We start from the raw sequence: 18,069 nt of genomic DNA, 5'->3' as shown, positions 1-18,069 counted from the left end.
TAAGGAGGAGCGAAACACATGAAACGTAATCTTATTGATGCTAGTCAGTTAGAATTAGAAGATAAAGTAGTATCAATCAAGCGTGTTACCAAGGTTGTTAAAGGTGGTCGTAACTTCCGTTTCACAGCTTTAGTTGTTGTAGGTGACGGCAACGGACACGTTGGTGCAGGTTTAGGTAAAGCAGCCGAAATTCCTGAAGCGATCCGCAAAGGAAAAGAGGATGCTATTAAGAAATTAGTAACAGTAGCAAGAGACGAAAACAACTCTATTACACATGACTTCGTTGGAAAATACGGAAGCGCTGAAATGCTTCTGAAGAGAGCTCCGGAAGGTACTGGAGTTATCGCCGGCGGTCCTGCCCGTGCGGTAATCGAGTTAGCTGGTATCAAAAACATCCGTACAAAATGTATGGGATCCAGAAACAAACAGAACGTTGTTCTTGCAACAATCGAAGGCTTAAGACAGTTAAAAACTCCGGAAGAAGTTGCTAGACTTCGCGGAAAATCTGTTGATGAGATTCTGGCTTAAGGAGGAAATACAAAAATGGCAAACACATTAAAAGTTACATTAGTAAAATCTCCTATTGGTGCAGTTCCGAAACACAAAAAAACTGTTGCAGCTATGGGTCTTACAAAAATGCACAAAACAGTTGAAATGCCGGATAATGCAGCAACAAGAGGAATGATTCAGCAGGTACAGCACCTGGTAAAGGTTGAAGAAGCTTAATTGCGATTTAACCAGAGAGAATTCTGATATGGATCTGATATGAACCTGTTATTCGCAGAGAATGGCAGGAGCATACAGAAACATATTCAGACACAATACAATCTGAACTTATAGATTTGAAATAATAATAAGGAGGTGCCAACATGGAATTATCAAACTTAAGACCAGCAGAAGGTTCTAAGCACAGCGATAACTTCAGAAGAGGCCGTGGACATGGTTCTGGAAACGGTAAAACAGCCGGTAAAGGACACAAAGGACAGTTAGCTCGTTCCGGTCACAAGAAACCGGGATTTGAAGGTGGTCAGATGCCTTTATACAGACGTCTGCCTAAGAGAGGATTCAAAAACAGAAATACAAAAGAGATTATTGCAATCAACGTTGACGTACTGAACCGTTTTGAAGATGGTGCAGAAGTTACAGCAGAAAGCTTACTTGCAAGCGGTGCAATCTCCAAGATCGCTGATGGCGTTAAAATTCTTGGAAACGGTGAGCTGACAAAGAAACTTAATGTCAAAGTAAATGCTGTCAGCGAGACTGCAAAATCAAAAATTGAAGCTGCTGGTGGTACAGTAGAGGTGATCTAATGTTTGAAACTCTTAAAAATGTTTTTAGAGTGAAAGAAATGAGACGCAAGCTGTTGTATCTGATATGGATGATTTTTATCATCCGTATCGGCTGCCAGATTCCGGTACCGGGAGTTGACAGTGATTTCTTCAAACAGTGGTTCAGCAGCAATGCCGGTGATGCATTCAATTTCTTTGATGCATTTACCGGTGGTTCATTTGAAAGAATGTCAATTTTCGCATTAAACATCACACCATATATTACATCTTCCATTATCATTCAGCTTCTTACCATTGCAATTCCGGCACTGGAAGAAATGCAGAGAGATGGTGAAGAGGGAAGAAAGAAGATGACTGCGATCACACGTTATGTGACCGTAGGTCTTGCTTTATTTGAGTCAATCGCAATGGCAATCGGATTCGGACGTCAGGGTATGATTCCGAATCTGGACTTCTTTAAAGGTGTTGTAGTTGTTGCCTGCCTTACAGCCGGTTCAGCTATGCTGATGTGGCTCGGTGAGCGTATTACGGAAAAAGGCGTTGGAAATGGTATTTCCATCGTACTTACCATTAATATCATTTCCAGAGTACCAAGCGACCTGACATTACTGTATGAGAACTTTATTAAAGGAAAAACGATTGCAAAGGGTACTCTTGCAGGACTGATCATTGCAGCCGTTATTCTTCTGGTAGTAGTTCTGGTACTTATCCTTAACGGAGCAGAGAGAAGAATTCCGGTTCAGTATTCCAAGAAAATGGTTGGAAGAAAGCTGATGGGCGGTCAGTCCACCAATATTCCGCTGAAGGTTAACACCGCCGGTGTTATCCCGGTAATCTTTGCATCCTCCATTATGTCTTTCCCGGCTGTCATTGCGCAGTTAACAGGAAAAGGTAATGGTACAGGAATCGGAAGTGAGATTATTCGTGGTCTTTCTTCCAATAACTGGTGTAATCCGAAACAGCTCCAGTATACATGGGGATTGGTTCTTTACATCGTACTTTGTGTTTTCTTTGCATATTTCTACACTTCCATTACATTCAATCCTCTGGAAGTTGCAGATAATATCAAAAAGCAGGGTGGATTTATTCCGGGTATTCGTCCTGGAAAACCTACGTCAGACTATTTGACTAATATCTTAAATTATATTATATTTATAGGTGCAGTAGGTCTTATCATTGTGTGCGTGATTCCGTTCATCTTTAATGGTGTATTCGGAGCGAATGTTTCATTCGGTGGTACATCTATCATCATTATTGTTGGTGTTATCCTCGAAACTGTGAAACAGATTGAGTCACAGCTTCTCGTACGTAATTACAAAGGCTTTCTGAACAATTAAAAATGAGAGGTTGTGGTGCATGGCATCACAGCCTTGATTTGCTAAAAAAGAAAACGGAGGGTATAACTTATGAAAATCATTATGTTGGGTGCACCGGGGGCAGGAAAAGGAACTCAGGCGAAGAAAATTGCTGCGAAATATCAGATTCCGCATATTTCTACCGGAGATATTTTCCGCGCAAACATTAAAAATGGAACAGAACTGGGTAAAAAAGCAAAAACTTATATGGATCAGGGACTTCTCGTACCTGATGAACTGACCTGTGATCTGGTTGTGGACAGAATACAACAGCCGGATGCAGCAAATGGTTATGTGCTGGATGGTTTTCCAAGAACAATTCCTCAGGCAGAGTGCTTAACAGAGGCTCTGAACAAACTGGGAAGTAAAGTTGATTATGCAATCGATGTGGATGTTCCGGATTCCAATATTGTAAACCGTATGTCCGGAAGACGTGCCTGCCTGAAATGTGGTGCTACTTATCATGTTGTACATGCAGCACCGAAGGTTGAGGGCGTTTGTGATACCTGTGGAGAGAAACTGGTGCTTCGTGATGATGACCAGCCTGAAACAGTTCAGAAACGTCTTAACGTATATCATGAGCAGACACAGCCGCTGATCGATTATTATACTAAAGAGGGAATTTTAAAATCAGTGGATGGTACAAAAGATCTTGAAGAAGTATTTGCAGATATTGTTGCCATCCTGGGAGAGTAATTGGGTGTTTTTAAACACCATCTGGAGGTAAAATGTCGGTTTCTATCAAGACAGAACATGAAATTGAACTTATGAGGGAGGCAGGTCATCTGCTTGAAAAAGTGCATGATGGTCTGATCCCTTACATTAAACCGGGAGTGAGCACAAAGGAGATTGACCGTATCGGAGAACAGATGATACGTGATCTGGGATGCATCCCGAATTTCCTGAACTACGGAGGGTTTCCGGCGTCATTCTGTATCAGTCTGAATGATGAGGTAGTTCATGGGATCCCGTCTGAAGAGAAGATCATTCAGGAGGGAGATCTTGTAAAGATTGATGCCGGTCTTATTTATAAGGGGTATCATTCTGATGCAGCGAGGACTTATGCTGTCGGTGAAGTTTCACCGCAGGCACGTAAGCTGATGGATGTGACCAGAGAGTGTTTCTTTGAGGGACTCAAGGCCGCACGTGCGGGAAATCATCTGAATGATATTTCCAAGGCAATCGGTGCTCATGCTGCCAAATATCATTATGGGATTGTCCGCGACCTGGTTGGACATGGAATCGGCACTCACCTTCATGAGGATCCGCAGATCCCGAATTTTCCGCAGAAGCGAAGAGGAGTTCGTCTGATGCCGGGTATGACACTTGCTGTAGAGCCTATGATCAATCTGGGACGTGCAGATGTGGCATGGTTGGATGATGAGTGGACTGTTGTAACTATGGATGGTTCTCTTTCTGCTCATTATGAGAATACGATTCTTATTACAGACGGAGATCCGGAGATTCTGACTCTTACGAAATAATTGGACGACATACAGGAGGTTTAAAATGTCAAAAGCAGATGTAATCGAAGTGGAAGGCACTGTTCTGGAAAAGCTGCCTAATGCGATGTTTAAAGTGGAACTGGAGAACAAACATGTGGTGCTTGCACATATCAGTGGAAAGTTACGTATGAATTTTATTCGTATTCTTCCCGGAGATAAAGTTACGATTGAACTGTCTCCGTATGATCTGTCTAAGGGCAGGATTATCTGGAGAGATAAGTAAGAAATATTGGACTGCAGTTGGTGCAGTGATGAGAAAGAGAGCTGGAGGGATCTGGTTCTCTTTTTTTGTGCTGTAAAGGGGGACGCGTAGAAAAATAATTCATTTCATGTGCGGTTTCGGCATCTAAGATATTCTAAGCTTTCATAAATCTGCTAAAAGCATGAGGAAATCAGGTCAAACTCGCTTCGCTCAGACAGTGACCTGATTTTCTCATAACGCAGATTTCTGAGAGCTAAGAATATCTAAGATGCCTGCAAATGCACATGAAATGAATTATTTTTCTACGCTGTATGTTGGCAGTGGGAAGTATAAATGGATGATTGGGGGAGAAAATGAAAAAATGTGATTTTATTCAAAAAAATGCTTGCATTTTATATTTTGCTGTGATAATATATAAGCCGAACGCGTGAGTATATTGTATTTGTGCGCTCAAAAAACTGCAGATTTTAATGAATTTACGGAAGGAGGATTTCCAGTGAAAGTAAGATCATCTGTAAAGCCGATCTGCGAAAAATGCAAGATCATTAAAAGAAAAGGATCTATCAGAGTAATCTGTGAGAATCCAAAACACAAACAGCGTCAGGGTTGATTGACGGTTTAAAGTTTGTATAACGTGCGGCTGCAGTGTGAGACGCCCGGAAGGGTTGTTCAGACTGTTAAGATAGTTTTAGCATGTATTGCCTAATACCGAGAGGCAACGTTGGCCCGTTGGCCGCAGTAATTCGGAAAGGCTGCTTTTCGCCAATTGCAGCTGGGTGTTTTACCGAGGCACCCCAATTAGGAACTGAGAAATAAGGAAGTGATGTGTCCGATACATCCCATTTCACCTTACTTGAGTGAGAGAATTTGCGAGGGTAAGTGATGTACAGGCATTAAGGACTTTCAAAGTAGAAGATGGAGGAAACAGTACATGGCTCGTATAGCTGGTGTAGACTTACCAAGAGAAAAACGTATTGAAATCGGTCTTACCTACATTTATGGTATTGGTAGACCAAGCGCAGACAAGATCCTTGCAAAGGCAGAAGTTAATCCTGACACACGTGTCAGAGATCTGACTGATGACGAAGTAAAGAGACTCAGCGCAGTTATTGATGAAACAATGACAGTAGAAGGTGACCTTCGTAGAGAAATCGCCCTCAACATTAAGAGACTGCAGGAAATCGGATGCTACAGAGGTATCCGTCATCGTAAAGGACTTCCGGTTCGTGGTCAGAAGACTAAGACCAACGCCAGAACACGTAAAGGTCCTAAGAGAACAGTAGCTAATAAGAAGAAATAAATAAAGCTTTAAACATCTGATAAGCGTAGGCTGATCTTATGAGGAAGCTTGCATGGACACTTGATGAATGACGAGCGAAGCGAGGAAATGAATTTAGTGGACATGGTGTTTCTTGTAACATATATTTGATTGATAAATAGGAAAGTGTAGGTTAGTTTTAAAATGGCTAAAGTGACTAAAAAAGCGACTGCAAAACGTCGTGTCAAGAAAAACGTTGAACACGGACAGGCACATATTCAGTCTTCTTTCAACAATACAATTGTTACTCTGACTGACAATGAAGGAAATGCTCTTTCATGGGCAAGTGCTGGTGGTCTTGGATTTAGAGGTTCAAGAAAATCTACTCCTTATGCAGCACAGATGGCAGCTGAGACTGCAACAAAAGCTGCACTTATTCATGGTTTGAAAACTGTAGATGTTATGGTAAAAGGACCAGGTTCTGGACGTGAAGCTGCAATCCGTGCCCTTCAGGCTTGCGGACTGGAAGTAACAAGCATCCGCGACGTAACTCCGGTACCACACAACGGTTGCCGCCCACCAAAACGCAGAAGAGTCTAATTGATTTAGAATATTAGGAGGTATTTGAGAAATGGCAGTAAATAGAGTGCCTGTTCTGAAAAGATGCAGATCCCTTGGCCTGGATCCGATTTATTTAGGAATTGATAAAAAATCCACAAGACAGTTAAAACGTGCAAATCGTAAAATGTCTGAGTATGGTTTACAGTTAAGAGAAAAACAGAAAGCAAAATTCATCTACGGAGTTCTGGAAAAACCTTTCCACAATTACTACGACAAAGCTGACAGAATGCCTGGACAGACTGGTGCAAACCTTATGATCCTTCTTGAGAGCAGACTTGACAATGTAGTATTCCGTATGGGATTTGCAAGAACAAGAAAAGAAGCTCGTCAGATTGTTGACCACAAGCATGTACTTGTAAACGGAAAATGTGTAAACATTCCTTCCTACCTTGTAAAAGCCGGTGATCAGATCGAGATCAGAGAAAAATCCAAAGGTTCTGAAAGATACAAAGGTATCCTTGAAGTAACTGGCGGACGTCTTGTTCCGGAATGGATCGATGTAGATCAGGAGAACTTAAAAGGAACTGTAAAAGAACTTCCTAACAGAGAAGCAATTGATGTTCCTGTAAACGAGATGCTTATCGTCGAGTTGTACTCCAAATAATCCATAGGATTATATCATAGAAAATTACCTGGTAATATTTCTATTATTTATACGATTCAGTGGTTGATTATTATCTTCCGCTGAATTGTAGTATTTGAATGAATACCCCTCAAACTTTTATTAACCCAGAAGGAGGGAACCCTATAGTGTTTGATTTTAATAAACCTAAGATCGAGATTACCGAATTATCTGAAGATAAAAAATTTGGCAGATTCGTAGTTGAGCCTCTGGAAAGAGGATATGGAACTACACTTGGAAATTCTTTAAGAAGAATTATGCTGTCTTCCCTGCCGGGTGCAGCTGTAAGCCAGGTTAAAATTGATGGTGTGCTTCACGAATTCAGCTCCATTCCGGGCGTAAAAGAAGACGTGAGCGATATTATCATGAATCTGAAGAGCCTTGCTATTAAGAACCACAGCACAGACAATGAGCCGAAAACAGCATACATCGAATGTGAAGGAAAAGGTGTTGTAACTGCAGCTGATATCCAGGCTGATCAGGATATCGAGATTATGAATCCGGATCAGGTGATTGCTACTTTAAACGGTGGCAAGGACTGCAGACTTGCTATGGAGCTTACTATTACAAAAGGCCGCGGATATATCAGTGCTGATAAAGGTAAATCTGATGATATGCCGATCGGTGTACTTGCAGTTGATGCTATCTATACACCGGTAGACAGAGTCAACATGACTGTAGAGAATACACGTGTTGGTCAGGTAACCGATTATGATAAGCTGACACTGGATGTGTATACAAACGGTACACTTGATCCGGATGAGGCGGTAAGCCTTGCAGCAAAAGTATTAAGCGAGCACTTGAGCCTTTTCATTGACCTTTCCGAGAATGCAAAGACCGCTGAGGTTATGATCGAGAAAGAAGACAATGAGAAAGAAAAAGTCCTGGAAATGAGCATTGATGAACTTGAGTTATCTGTTCGTTCCTATAACTGCTTGAAGAGAGCCGGAATTAATACAGTTGAAGAATTATGTAACAAGACTTCTGATGATATGATGAAGGTTCGTAACCTTGGACGTAAATCATTAGAAGAAGTTCTTGCGAAACTGAAAGAGCTGGGCTTACAGCTTCAGCCTGCAGAAGAGTAAGAATTGATCAGGTTATTGGTTCTCTAAGGGAACAATAACCAGTTAACAAAGAGATATTATACGGTGGGGATGCCTAAGCAGTCGGACAGTAAGACCGAACAAGCGTGCCCGGCTGTCCCACAGATGGAGGAAAATTAAATGGCAAAATATAGAAAATTAAGCAGAACTTCTGACCAGAGAAAAGCATTACTGAGAAGCCAGGTAACAAGCCTTTTATATCATGGAAAAATTGTTACTACAGAAGCTAAAGCAAAAGAAATCCGTAAAATCGCAGAAGGCCTTGTAGCTATGGCTGTTCGTGAAAAAGATAACTTCGAAACTGTTACTGTAACTGCTAAAGTTGCTCGTAAAGATGCTGAAGGCAAGAGAGTAAAAGAAGTTGTTGACGGAAAGAAGAAAACTGTATACGATGAAGTACAGAAAGAGATTAAGAAAGATGCTCCTTCCAGACTTCACGCTCGTCGTCAGATGATGAAAGTTTTCTACCCGGTTAAAGAAGTACCTGCAAAGGGTGCCGGAAGAAAGAAAAACACTAAAGACGTAGATATGGTTGCTAAGATGTTCGATGAGATCGCTCCAAAATACGCTGACCGTAACGGTGGTTACACAAGAATCGTTAAGATCGGACCGCGTAAAGGCGATGCTGCAATGGAAGTACTGATCGAATTAGTATAATCCAGCCAGATTTTCGATTTTATATTTGTCCAGACGATGATAAGACTGCATATGTATGGTGTTCATGCCGTATATATGCAGTTTTTTTTGTTATGCTATAGGAAATCACTTCCTTGTAACATAACCGTTTATTACCCTTGATTATTTGAGCCAGATAGCGTAAAATCGTAGAGTATATAAAAACCATATTGATGAAGAAGTGTTAAATAAGACATTGGACTGTTACAAAATACGAGAGCAAAAGATAAGCGAGGAATACAAATGACCGGCAGGAGATTGAAAAATTGAGGCAGAATACGAAAAAGAAACGATCAGGATTTGGTTATTTCATCAGGATGTTTTTGTTGTTGGTGGAATTACTGGCTGTTACACTGTTTCTGTGGGGAAATGATGCTTATTCCATATCTGCCACCACACCTGAATTTAAGTGGGAAAATTATAAAACGATCGCACATGCACTGGGAGGGATTGGTGATAAAACCTATCTGAATTCAAAAGAGAGTTTTCTGGCAGGCTATCAGATGGGGTGCAGGTTGTTTGAAGTTGATCTTGTGAAGACATCTGACAATGTATGGGTGTGCCGCCATAGCTGGTATCAGTCTCTTGGACAATGGGAAGGCGATGAAAAGAAAGTTCTGTCCTCAGAGGAATTCTTATCCCGGCCCATTTATGGAAAATATACTCCTATAACATTTGAAGATCTGCTGGTTCTGCTGAGCGATTATCCGGACGCTTTTGTGATGCTGGATTCCAAACAGTATTCTCTCCGTAATTATCAGAAAACAGTGGAAGATTATGCAGACTATATTGAACTGGCAGAGGCTGCCGGTGTCCCGGATGTGATGCGGCAGGTCATACCGGAAATTTATAACCAGGCAATGTTTGCCGGAACAGCACTGCTGTACGATTTTCCAGGATATATTTATTCTTTATGGCAGGAATACTCTATTAAAGAACTGACTGAAATTGCGGCATTTTGCAGAGAAAAGAATATTCAGGCAGCTACAGTCTATTATAAATACTGGTCAGAGGATGTGCAGGAGATTTTTGACAAAAAAGGGATCAGGTTATATATTTATACTGTGAATGACCTGAAGGAAGCACAATATTATATGCAAGAGGGTGCGGCAGGTGTATGCTCAGACTATCTGCAGGATACTATGTTTAACTGATCTGTCCTGTCGGCATTATGAAATGGTCGTAGAGGATTATTATAGCTGTAGCTGTTCCGGAATGAATAAGGGTAAAGATATCAGGAGCAAAAAGAATTTTAACAGGATATAGCAAGAATTCTCCCTCCTCTATAGGTGGTAGATGAATTGCAAATAAGAAAATGAACGGCAGTGGCGGGCGGAGAGAAATCGGTATCTCCCACTGACATGAGGCAAACCACAGTCAGTATGTTGTTGACACGTCAGACTCTGTGAAATTACCGACTGTGAGTTGAAACAAATAAGCGGCAATAACAAAGATTATATTTATAAAGGAAATTATCATACACAATGAAAATAAGAGTAATGATTGCTGTCTGTGCAGCAAAATTTGTAGGATACGTATGTAAGAAAATGGGAAGACAGGGTGTGACCTGGGCAGGAAAAGTGGCGATTAAGATCTGTCCGGACATTCTGGAACAGCTTTCCTCACAGGTACGAAAGGCTATTTTTGCAACCTGCGGTACAAATGGAAAGACAACTACCAACAATATGCTCTGTGCGGCACTGGAAGCGGAAGGACAGAAAGTAATCTGTAACCATACAGGTTCCAATATGCTCAATGGAGTTGTTGCCGCATTTGTGCTGGCTTCGAAATGGAATGGTAAGATTGATGCGGACTATGCATGCATTGAGGCCGATGAAGCATCCACCAGACATATTTTTCCGAGAATCAAACCGGACTATATGCTTCTGACAAATCTTTTCCGCGACCAGCTTGACAGATACGGAGAGATTGATATCACTATGAACATTCTGGAAGAAATGATGCGCAAGGTTCCGAAGATGCAGATTATTGTAAACGGTGATGATGCATTATCCGCATATCTTGCCATGGATTCCGGGAATCCATATGTAACTTATGGTATCAGTAAACCGGTGATCAAATCTGCGGCAAATGAAATCAGGGAAGGACGTTTCTGTAAGCGATGCGGTGAAAAACTGGAATATCGTTTCTATCATTACAGCCAGCTGGGAGATTATTATTGTCCAAAATGCGGATTTGCAAGACCGAAGCCGGATTTTGATGCGGAGGATGTAAAAGTAGGCGACCAGCTCAGCTTTTGTGTAGAAGGAAAACACATTGTAGCAAATTATAAGGGATTTTATAATGTGTATAATATACTGGCAGCTTATGCGGGAGTGAGGACTGCGGGATTTGCGGGAGAGCATTTCGGGGATATGCTCCGCAGATTTAATCCGGAAAACGGACGTATGGAGCAGTTTCGCATTAAGGGAACAGGAGTAACCTTAAATCTTGCCAAGAATCCGGCGGGATTTAATCAGAATATTTCCTCAGTGATGCAGGATCAGGCACCGAAGGACATCATTATTGCGATCAATGATAATGCTCAGGATGGAACAGATATTTCCTGGCTCTGGGATGTTGACTTTGATCTTCTCGGAAATGATTCAGTGAAATCTATTACTGTAAGCGGTATCCGCTGTCAGGATATGCGTCTGCGGCTGAAATATGTGGATATCCCGTCTGTCCTCGAGGGCGATGTTGAGAAAGCAATCCGCGACAGAGTAGAGGACGGAGTGGGGAATCTGTATGTGCTGGTAAACTATACAGCATTATTCAGTACCAGAAATATTCTGAAGAGACTGGAGGGCGAGAAATAATGAAAATTACAATAGGACATTTATATCCGGATCTTCTGAATCTTTACGGTGACAGAGGTAATATCCAGTGTCTGATGAAGAGATGCCAGTGGCGTGGGATTGAGGCTGAGACCATACCGTTTGAGCTGGATGATAAAATAGATTTCTCGAAGCTTGATATCGTACTTCTGGGTGGCGGTTCGGACAGAGAACAGATGATCGTATGTGAGAAGCTACAGAAAATCCAACCGGATTTTAAGGCTTATGTGGAAGATAACGGCGTTGTCATTGCAATCTGCGGTGGCTATCAGTTACTTGGGAAGTATTACAAAACAGATCAGGGAAACATGAAAGGACTGGACCTGGTAGACTTGTATACAGAGCAGGGCGAAGGCCGTCTGATCCAGAATATCGTTCTGCAGAGTGAGCTGTTTGATATGCCGATCGTTGGATTTGAGAATCATGGAGGAAGAACCTGCATTAATAATAACAAACCACTGGGAAAAGTACTTTACGGTGCAGGAAATGACGGTAAGTCAGGCTATGAAGGCGTAGTATATAAGAATGTGATAGGGACTTATCTGCATGGACCGTTACTTCCGAAGAATCCGCAGCTTGCAGACTGGCTCATTCAACATGCGCTGGAAAGAAAGTATGGAAAAGAAACAGAACTTACACCGTTAGATGACAGTCAGGAAAAAGAAGCAAATGACTATATATACCACAGATTTGTAAGAGGATAATTATGGCGAAATCATGTAATCAAAAAGGAAAAATACTGTATCTGCAGAAAATGCTGTCTGAGACAACCAGCCAAAAGCCTGTCACCATGCAGGAGATTCTGGCAAAATTGGAAGAACAGGGGATTCGAGCTGAGCGAAAGAGTATTTATGATGATATGGAAACCCTGCGTGATTTTGGAATGGATATACATTACAGAAGAGGACGGGAAGGCGGATATTATGAGGAAAAATCCGCTTCAGATAAAACAGAAGCGGATAATACGATAATACATCAGCCGGATGGCGAAACAGGAGAGAAATCTGAAAATGTGCAGGAACAGATTGGAAAAGAATCTGAAGCACCTGCAAAGATCAGTGCTCCGACACCCTCCCAAACAGGAGAGAATTTAAAAGAAATCAGGCTTGTATGTCAGAATTCTACAAAGAAAAAAATCCAGCGTACCTTTGGTTCGGAGATTTTCTGCAAAATAAAGGGGGAGGATAATTTTATTGTAACTGTTGAGGTTGTGGTTGATAAGGCATTTTTTGGATGGTTGACTTCTATGGGAAGAAATGTACATATTCTGAAACCAAAGAAAGCAGCCGTTGCCTATCGGGATTATCTGAAGAACATTGCAAAAGATTATAAGGGAATTGATAAATAAATATGATATCAGAAAGGATCGTATTATGAAAAGAAGAGCAACAGCTATTCTGCTTGGAATAATGGTATCCTCCATGTTCCTGTCTGCCTGCGGGAAGAATGAGGCAAAAGAAGCAGCAAATGAAAGCGCCCAGGTAGAAGAAGAGGGCGTAGGCGAAGTAACTGAGGAAGGTGAAAAAGTAGAGGCAGAAAATAAAAATGCTTCTGATGCCGATGACAGCAGCAAGGCAGGAGACAGTGCAAAATCAGACGAAGACAATAAAGAGACATCAGTGAAGGAGGAAGAAGACGGAGATTCTTCAGGAAAAGATTCAGATGATGAATCAGAGGAAGATGCTGAGGTAACGGAAGCTTCTGCCGGAAAGATAGGTGTGCTTCTTTCTGATGACGATGAGGATGCAAAAATTGACAGCGAAGAGATGACTTCGCAGATTGAAGATGGAGGATATGAGGCAGATGTGAAGAATGCCGGCGGCGATCCTGCGCTTCAGATTTCCCAGATTCAGGAATTTATTGATGAGAAGGTTTCTGCCCTGATCATTGATCCGGTAGATTCCTATGGTCTGACAGATATCCTGAAAACTGCCAAAGAGCAGGAAATACCGGTTATTTCCTATGACAGTCTGATCCGGGATACTGCGGATATCAATTATTATGCAACTTATGATACCAGAGCAATAGGAAAGGATATTGCCAAAGAAATTATCAAAAAAATGGATCTGGATAAAGCCAGAGAGGATAAGAAGTCTTATACAATAGAATTTCTCATGGGATCTCCGGATGACAATGCTGCACTGTTTCTGTGTAATGGAATCCAGGAAGGGCTTCAGGAATATCTGGATGATGGAACACTTGTATGTAAATCCGGAAATACGTCATTTGATGATACAGGAATCATGAGATGGAGCGAGACATCTGCAAAGACAAAACTTGATTCGATTATAAGTGAGTTTTATGCAGAGGAGAAGGCTCCGGATATTATCTGTACTGCATATGACGGATTTGCTTATGCTGCAGAGGAAATTTTAAGTGACAGTGGTCTGGAACCGGGAAGTGATGAATGGCCGATGATCACAGGATATGGCAGTGAGGCACAGGCAGTAAAGGATATTGCAGCAGGTAAAATGTCATTTACCATGTTTATGGACCGTAAGGAACTGGCTAAGGGCGGAGCACAGATGGCCATTGACTATCTGACAGGAGAGAAAGTTGACGTAAAAGATTATTCACAGTATGATAACGGAGTAAAGATTGTGGGAACTTTTACATGTGGAGCACAGATGATCGACAAGGATAATTATCAGATTCTTGTGGATAACGGAACTTATACGGAAGATGAGATCGCTCCTGATCCCACACCGACACCGGAGGTGACACCTGCGCCAGAGGCAACACCTGTGCCGAAAGTGACATTAAAGACAGCCTCAGAGGAAGATTCAAAAGAAGTGACACCAACTCCCGAAACAGAAGATAAATCAGAGGGTGAAACGAGAGAAAATCTGATCTATGATTCCGAAGATAACTCAAAAGTGGAGAAAACATCAGATCAGAAAAAATAAAGAATTCATAGAACAAAAAAAGGATGGATTTTCCCATCCTTTTATAGTTAATCTCTGAAGGTTAAGGAATCATCTGTCATGGAATCAACAATGGCAAGAGATTCAAGACGGATTCCCATATCGCGGATCTCCTGACCGCCATGCTGGAATCCTTTCTCAATAACAATACCGGCTCCTTCAAGAGTTGCCCCTGATTTCTTAACAATATCGATCAGGCCGAGAAGTGCACATCCGTTAGCAAGGAAATCATCAATCAGAAGTACATGATCTTCAGGTCCGAGAAACTTCCTGGAAAGGATCACATCATATACTTTCTTATGAGTGAAAGATTCTACTTTAGTTGTATACATTTCGCCATCCAGATTCACGCTCTGTGCTTTCTTGGCAAAAACTACAGGTACATCAAAGTACTGTGCAGCAATACAGGCGATACCGATACCGGATGCTTCAATTGTAAGGATTTTAGTGATTGGACAGTCGGAGAAGCGGCGTTTGAATTCTTTGCCGATTTCATTGATGAGGGTAATATCCATCTGATGATTTAAGAAACTGTCTACTTTTAAAATATTTCCCGGTTTTACAACTCCATCCTTAAGAATTCGGTCTTTTAAAAGCTTCATAGATTTCTCTCCTTTATATATGTAATTAGTTTGTAGCTGTCGGTAACTATCCGGTACACTGCTTCCCGAAAGTACTGAATAGTTACAGTTACTGTGAATATGCAGAATTCAAAAAAACATCAGGCTGCAAAATGAACAGTAACATTGCTGTTTTGATAATTATAGACTATGATACGCTATAATTCGTCTTCATGCAATTATTTTTGACAAAAAATCTAAAAATAATTATAATAGTCTCAGACTGGTTGGGAAAAACCGCAGGACAATCTGTGTAGATTGCCGTAAATCAGCCGAAGAGGGCTAAATAGTGAAACGGATTGTGAATATCCGTCTTACGGACTGGAGATGGAATATGAAAGAATATGAACTGATATGGGAAATTTTTAATAAATGTCCGCGGAATCAGATGCGTGATGTTTTTGTGGAAGAGCTGGAACTTGAGGATCCGGAAGAATATATCAGAAATAAATTCAAAGGAAAAGAAGTTTCCTATGAAAAAACTGTCCTGGAGGATGGAACCATTATTTTTGATATTACGACTTCACAAATAAAACAGCGTTGCTCCTTTACAGAAATTTGACAAATGTGGTATAATATCATTTACGCTGTACAAAAGTGCTGTAAGCAGGAAAGCCACAGACAGTGTGTGAGGATATAAAGACAGATAAGCGGTAAAGAATCGGATATTCTGAAAGAGAAAGGGGAATGTTATGGCCGAGGAACAAAAGACACATACGCATGTACTGGAGGATGGGACGGTAGTTGAACATTCTCATGGGGAGCATGGGCATCATCACAGTCATGCGCATACAAAGGCAGTGCTGAATCGTATGTCCAGAGCAATCGGACATATGGAATCTATCAAACGTATGATAGAGGACGGAAGAGACTGTGCGGAAGTTCTGATACAGCTTTCAGCAGTGAAATCTGCTATCAATAATACAGGTAAGATTATTCTGCAGGATCATATCGAACACTGTATCGTAGATGCAGTGGAACATGGTGATAAAGAGGCAATTAAAGAACTTGAGGTAGCAATTGACAGATTTGTAAAGTAATATGCGTACTCCAGACTGGCAATAGAGAATATTTTGTTATTGTTCACACATCACTATCCCGCGAGGTGTTTTGGCATGAATATGCCAAAATCCCGAGACATACAAGCCAAAATTCCATTGCCGTAGGCAATCTGGAATGAATTTTGGCTACGTTACTGTGAACGGAGTGAATAGTAACAATATTTTGTCAGTACAGCAGTGCGTAAATATAAAGGAGAAGATTAATTATGGCAAAAGAATGTAACAACACTTCATGCGACAAAGCAAGCTGCGAAGGTTGTTCAAGCAGCAAGAAACAGCAGAGCTTTCAGGCAGAAATGAATGCTCAGTCAAATGTAAAACATGTGATCGGGGTTGTCAGCGGAAAGGGTGGAGTTGGTAAATCCTTCGTAACAGGCTCTCTGGCAAACATGATGGCAGCACAGGGATACAAAGTCGGTATCCTGGATGCGGATATCACAGGACCGTCCATTCCGAAAATGTATGGATTAAAGGGTGCAGCAATGGCAAATGATGAAGGTATCTATCCGATGATCACAAAAAACGGGATCAAGGTAATGTCCATCAACCTTCTGCTTCCTACAGAGGATACTCCTGTAATCTGGAGAGGTCCGGTTCTTGCAAATATGGTAAAACAGTTCTGGACAGATGTTATCTGGGGCGACGTAGACTATCTGTTTGTGGATATGCCTCCTGGAACAGGTGATGTTCCGCTTACAGCATTCCAGTCTCTGCCGATCGAAGGAATCGTGATCGTAACATCACCTCAGGATCTGGTTAAGATGATCGTTAAGAAAGCCTTTAATATGGCTGAGATGATGAAGATACCGGTACTTGGAATCGTAGAGAACTACAGCTATGTGAAATGTCCGGACTGCGGAAAAGAGATCAAAGTCTTCGGTGAGAGCCATATTGATGAGATCGCAGCAGAGCTGAAGGTTCCTGTACTTGGAAAAATGCCGATTGATATGGATTATGCAACCAAGGCAGACGGCGGATTCTTTGCAGCAATCGATAATCAGTATATTACTGATGCACTGGCTGTAATGCCGAAATAAGAAAAAGAAGTTCTCATTCAGTAAGAAACGCGATTATAAAAATTGTTGTTTCAGTACTGAGTGAGGACTTCTTTTATTATATGGAAGTAAACATTTCAATAAAGCGTTCAGCAGCCTGAGAGACAGTAAGACTGTCATGCTGGGCAAGTATAAGCTGACGTCCGGGAAGCGGCTCTTTTAACATGAGCGGTGTCAGCTGATCATTTTCTTTTAACATATAATCAGGAACGCAGGCAATTCCCAGTCCGATCCGTGCCAGATCCAGAAGCAGGTCATTACTGTTTAACTCTACTTCAGGAAGAAGCTTGAGATTATGGGCTGTGAATGCCTCTCGCAGATATTCACTGGTGGTACTTTTGGGGGAAAGCATCAGGATTGGATAGTTCAGAAGCTCCTGCAGTTCGGTCTGAACAGTGTGTACAGGAAAGTAATCCGTATTGGCAACGAATACATCGTGGAATTCTTTTAGCACACGTGTCTGAAAATGACTGCCAAGCCTGGAATTGGGACAGTTGCATACAATAAGATCTGCCTGACCCTTTTCCAGAAGCTCTGCACAGCCGATGGAGGTACTGTTTGTGACTTTGATACGGACATCCGGGTAGGTTTGATGGAATTTCTGAAGATAATCAATGAGAAAATACCGGCAGATCGTATCGCTGGCAGCAATACGCAGCTGGCCTTTCAGCAGATTGTCTCCTGACAGGAGAGATTCTCCCTCGTCCAGAAGCTGGAGAGCCGGTTTTACATGCTGGAGCAGAAGTTCTCCTTCAGGAGTTAACAATACTTTCTTGGTACTGCGGATAAAAAGAGGATGATTCAGCTTTTTTTCCAGAGTCTTGATAGACTGGCTGACTGCTGACTGGGAGATAAAAAGCTGCCGGGAAGCTTCAGAAAAGCTGAGGGTGGTGGCAACATAGTAGAATACTTTGTATAGTTCAAGATTAATATCCATAG

At 41.6% G+C, this 18,069-nt stretch carries 23 protein-coding genes; 21 read left to right on the top strand and 2 right to left on the bottom strand.

The genetic code is table 11. From position 1 onward, the window contains the following. The first annotated feature begins 18 nt into the window (after positions 1 to 18). The 18 genes from rpsE to LJE11_RS07685 all read left to right on the top strand — a co-directional run bounded on the left by rpsE (position 19) and on the right by LJE11_RS07685 (position 14,376). A complete protein-coding gene (gene rpsE, locus LJE11_RS07770) occupies positions 19 to 528 on the top strand; it encodes a 30S ribosomal protein S5 (RefSeq protein WP_008707272.1) in 510 nt (169 codons plus the stop codon). Positions 529 to 543: 15 nt separating this feature from the next. Continuing rightward, positions 544 to 726: a 50S ribosomal protein L30 gene (gene rpmD, locus LJE11_RS07765; protein ID WP_008707273.1), complete on the top strand. Its 183-nt coding sequence runs from the start codon at positions 544 to 546 to the stop codon at positions 724 to 726. Positions 727 to 869: 143 nt separating this feature from the next. Further along, on the top strand, positions 870 to 1,310 hold the full coding sequence (rplO, locus tag LJE11_RS07760) for a 50S ribosomal protein L15 (protein WP_008707274.1): 441 nt from the start codon (positions 870 to 872) through the stop codon (positions 1,308 to 1,310). Beyond that, positions 1,310 to 2,626 (top strand): preprotein translocase subunit SecY, encoded by a 1,317-nt coding sequence (secY, locus tag LJE11_RS07755; RefSeq protein ID WP_008707275.1) that lies wholly within the window; start codon positions 1,310 to 1,312, stop codon positions 2,624 to 2,626. The genes rplO and secY overlap by 1 nt, the downstream gene beginning before the upstream one ends. Positions 2,627 to 2,695: 69 nt before the next feature. After that, complete coding sequence (locus LJE11_RS07750) at positions 2,696 to 3,340, top strand: adenylate kinase (protein ID WP_008707277.1); 645 nt, start codon at positions 2,696 to 2,698, stop codon at positions 3,338 to 3,340. A gap of 32 nt (positions 3,341 to 3,372) precedes the next feature. Continuing rightward, complete coding sequence (map, locus tag LJE11_RS07745) at positions 3,373 to 4,128, top strand: type I methionyl aminopeptidase (protein ID WP_008707279.1); 756 nt, start codon at positions 3,373 to 3,375, stop codon at positions 4,126 to 4,128. Positions 4,129 to 4,153: 25 nt separating this feature from the next. Beyond that, entirely contained in the window at positions 4,154 to 4,372 is a 219-nt protein-coding gene (infA, locus tag LJE11_RS07740; RefSeq protein ID WP_005428560.1) for a translation initiation factor IF-1, read from the top strand. A gap of 475 nt (positions 4,373 to 4,847) precedes the next feature. After that, the gene (rpmJ, locus tag LJE11_RS07735) at positions 4,848 to 4,961 is read left to right on the top strand and encodes a 50S ribosomal protein L36 (RefSeq protein WP_003497809.1); all 114 of its coding nucleotides are present in this window, start codon (positions 4,848 to 4,850) and stop codon (positions 4,959 to 4,961) included. Positions 4,962 to 5,282: 321 nt separating this feature from the next. Continuing rightward, complete coding sequence (gene rpsM / locus LJE11_RS07730) at positions 5,283 to 5,651, top strand: 30S ribosomal protein S13 (protein WP_008707282.1); 369 nt, start codon at positions 5,283 to 5,285, stop codon at positions 5,649 to 5,651. Between the two features lie 162 nt (positions 5,652 to 5,813). Further along, the gene (gene rpsK, locus LJE11_RS07725) at positions 5,814 to 6,209 is read left to right on the top strand and encodes a 30S ribosomal protein S11 (protein ID WP_008707283.1); all 396 of its coding nucleotides are present in this window, start codon (positions 5,814 to 5,816) and stop codon (positions 6,207 to 6,209) included. Positions 6,210 to 6,240: 31 nt separating this feature from the next. After that, a complete protein-coding gene (rpsD, locus tag LJE11_RS07720) occupies positions 6,241 to 6,834 on the top strand; it encodes a 30S ribosomal protein S4 (protein WP_008707284.1) in 594 nt (197 codons plus the stop codon). A 146-nt stretch (positions 6,835 to 6,980) separates the two neighbouring features. Continuing rightward, positions 6,981 to 7,940, top strand: a complete 960-nt coding sequence (locus tag LJE11_RS07715; protein ID WP_008707285.1) for a DNA-directed RNA polymerase subunit alpha — start codon at positions 6,981 to 6,983, stop codon at positions 7,938 to 7,940. A 138-nt stretch (positions 7,941 to 8,078) separates the two neighbouring features. Beyond that, positions 8,079 to 8,615, top strand: coding sequence for a bL17 family ribosomal protein (locus LJE11_RS07710; RefSeq protein ID WP_008707287.1), 537 nt, complete (start codon positions 8,079 to 8,081; stop codon positions 8,613 to 8,615). A 284-nt stretch (positions 8,616 to 8,899) separates the two neighbouring features. Continuing rightward, entirely contained in the window at positions 8,900 to 9,787 is an 888-nt protein-coding gene (locus tag LJE11_RS07705; protein WP_008707290.1) for a phosphatidylinositol-specific phospholipase C/glycerophosphodiester phosphodiesterase family protein, read from the top strand. 330 nt (positions 9,788 to 10,117) lie between these two features. Continuing rightward, positions 10,118 to 11,452 carry a MurT ligase domain-containing protein gene (locus LJE11_RS07700; RefSeq protein WP_227295791.1) on the top strand — a complete coding sequence of 445 codons (1,335 nt, stop codon included), beginning with the start codon at positions 10,118 to 10,120 and terminating at the stop codon, positions 11,450 to 11,452. Next, complete coding sequence (locus LJE11_RS07695; protein ID WP_008707293.1) at positions 11,452 to 12,174, top strand: type 1 glutamine amidotransferase; 723 nt, start codon at positions 11,452 to 11,454, stop codon at positions 12,172 to 12,174. Before LJE11_RS07700 ends, LJE11_RS07695 begins: the two co-directional genes overlap by 1 nt. 2 nt (positions 12,175 to 12,176) lie before the next feature. After that, positions 12,177 to 12,818 carry a hypothetical protein gene (locus tag LJE11_RS07690; RefSeq protein WP_118520913.1) on the top strand — a complete coding sequence of 214 codons (642 nt, stop codon included), beginning with the start codon at positions 12,177 to 12,179 and terminating at the stop codon, positions 12,816 to 12,818. 25 nt (positions 12,819 to 12,843) lie between these two features. Further along, the gene (locus LJE11_RS07685) at positions 12,844 to 14,376 is read left to right on the top strand and encodes a substrate-binding domain-containing protein (RefSeq protein WP_227295789.1); all 1,533 of its coding nucleotides are present in this window, start codon (positions 12,844 to 12,846) and stop codon (positions 14,374 to 14,376) included. A 47-nt stretch (positions 14,377 to 14,423) separates the two neighbouring features. Here the strand turns inward: LJE11_RS07685 and LJE11_RS07680 are convergent, their stop codons facing one another. Then, the gene (locus LJE11_RS07680) at positions 14,424 to 14,996 is read right to left on the bottom strand and encodes a xanthine phosphoribosyltransferase (RefSeq protein ID WP_022380651.1); all 573 of its coding nucleotides are present in this window, start codon (positions 14,994 to 14,996) and stop codon (positions 14,424 to 14,426) included. Between the two features lie 352 nt (positions 14,997 to 15,348). On the opposite strand from LJE11_RS07680, the gene LJE11_RS07675 reads away from it, so the two are divergent. The 3 genes from LJE11_RS07675 (at position 15,349) to LJE11_RS07665 (ending at position 17,112) form a co-directional block, all read left to right on the top strand. Next, the gene (locus LJE11_RS07675; protein ID WP_019162473.1) at positions 15,349 to 15,576 is read left to right on the top strand and encodes a hypothetical protein; all 228 of its coding nucleotides are present in this window, start codon (positions 15,349 to 15,351) and stop codon (positions 15,574 to 15,576) included. 130 nt (positions 15,577 to 15,706) lie between these two features. Then, on the top strand, positions 15,707 to 16,054 hold the full coding sequence (locus LJE11_RS07670) for a metal-sensing transcriptional repressor (RefSeq protein ID WP_008707305.1): 348 nt from the start codon (positions 15,707 to 15,709) through the stop codon (positions 16,052 to 16,054). Positions 16,055 to 16,281: 227 nt separating this feature from the next. Then, entirely contained in the window at positions 16,282 to 17,112 is an 831-nt protein-coding gene (locus tag LJE11_RS07665; RefSeq protein WP_008707307.1) for an Mrp/NBP35 family ATP-binding protein, read from the top strand. Positions 17,113 to 17,188: 76 nt separating this feature from the next. Here LJE11_RS07665 and LJE11_RS07660 read toward each other — a convergent pair whose 3' ends face one another. Next, on the bottom strand, positions 17,189 to 18,067 hold the full coding sequence (locus tag LJE11_RS07660) for a LysR family transcriptional regulator (RefSeq protein ID WP_008707308.1): 879 nt from the start codon (positions 18,065 to 18,067) through the stop codon (positions 17,189 to 17,191). Positions 18,068 to 18,069 lie beyond the last annotated feature (2 nt).

This window comes from Blautia sp. DFI.1.216, assembly GCF_020594215.1.
GTDB lineage: Bacteria > Bacillota > Clostridia > Lachnospirales > Lachnospiraceae > Blautia_A > Blautia_A wexlerae.
Note: the sequence above shows the minus strand (reverse complement) of the source record. Positions and strands in the feature narration are given on the sequence as shown.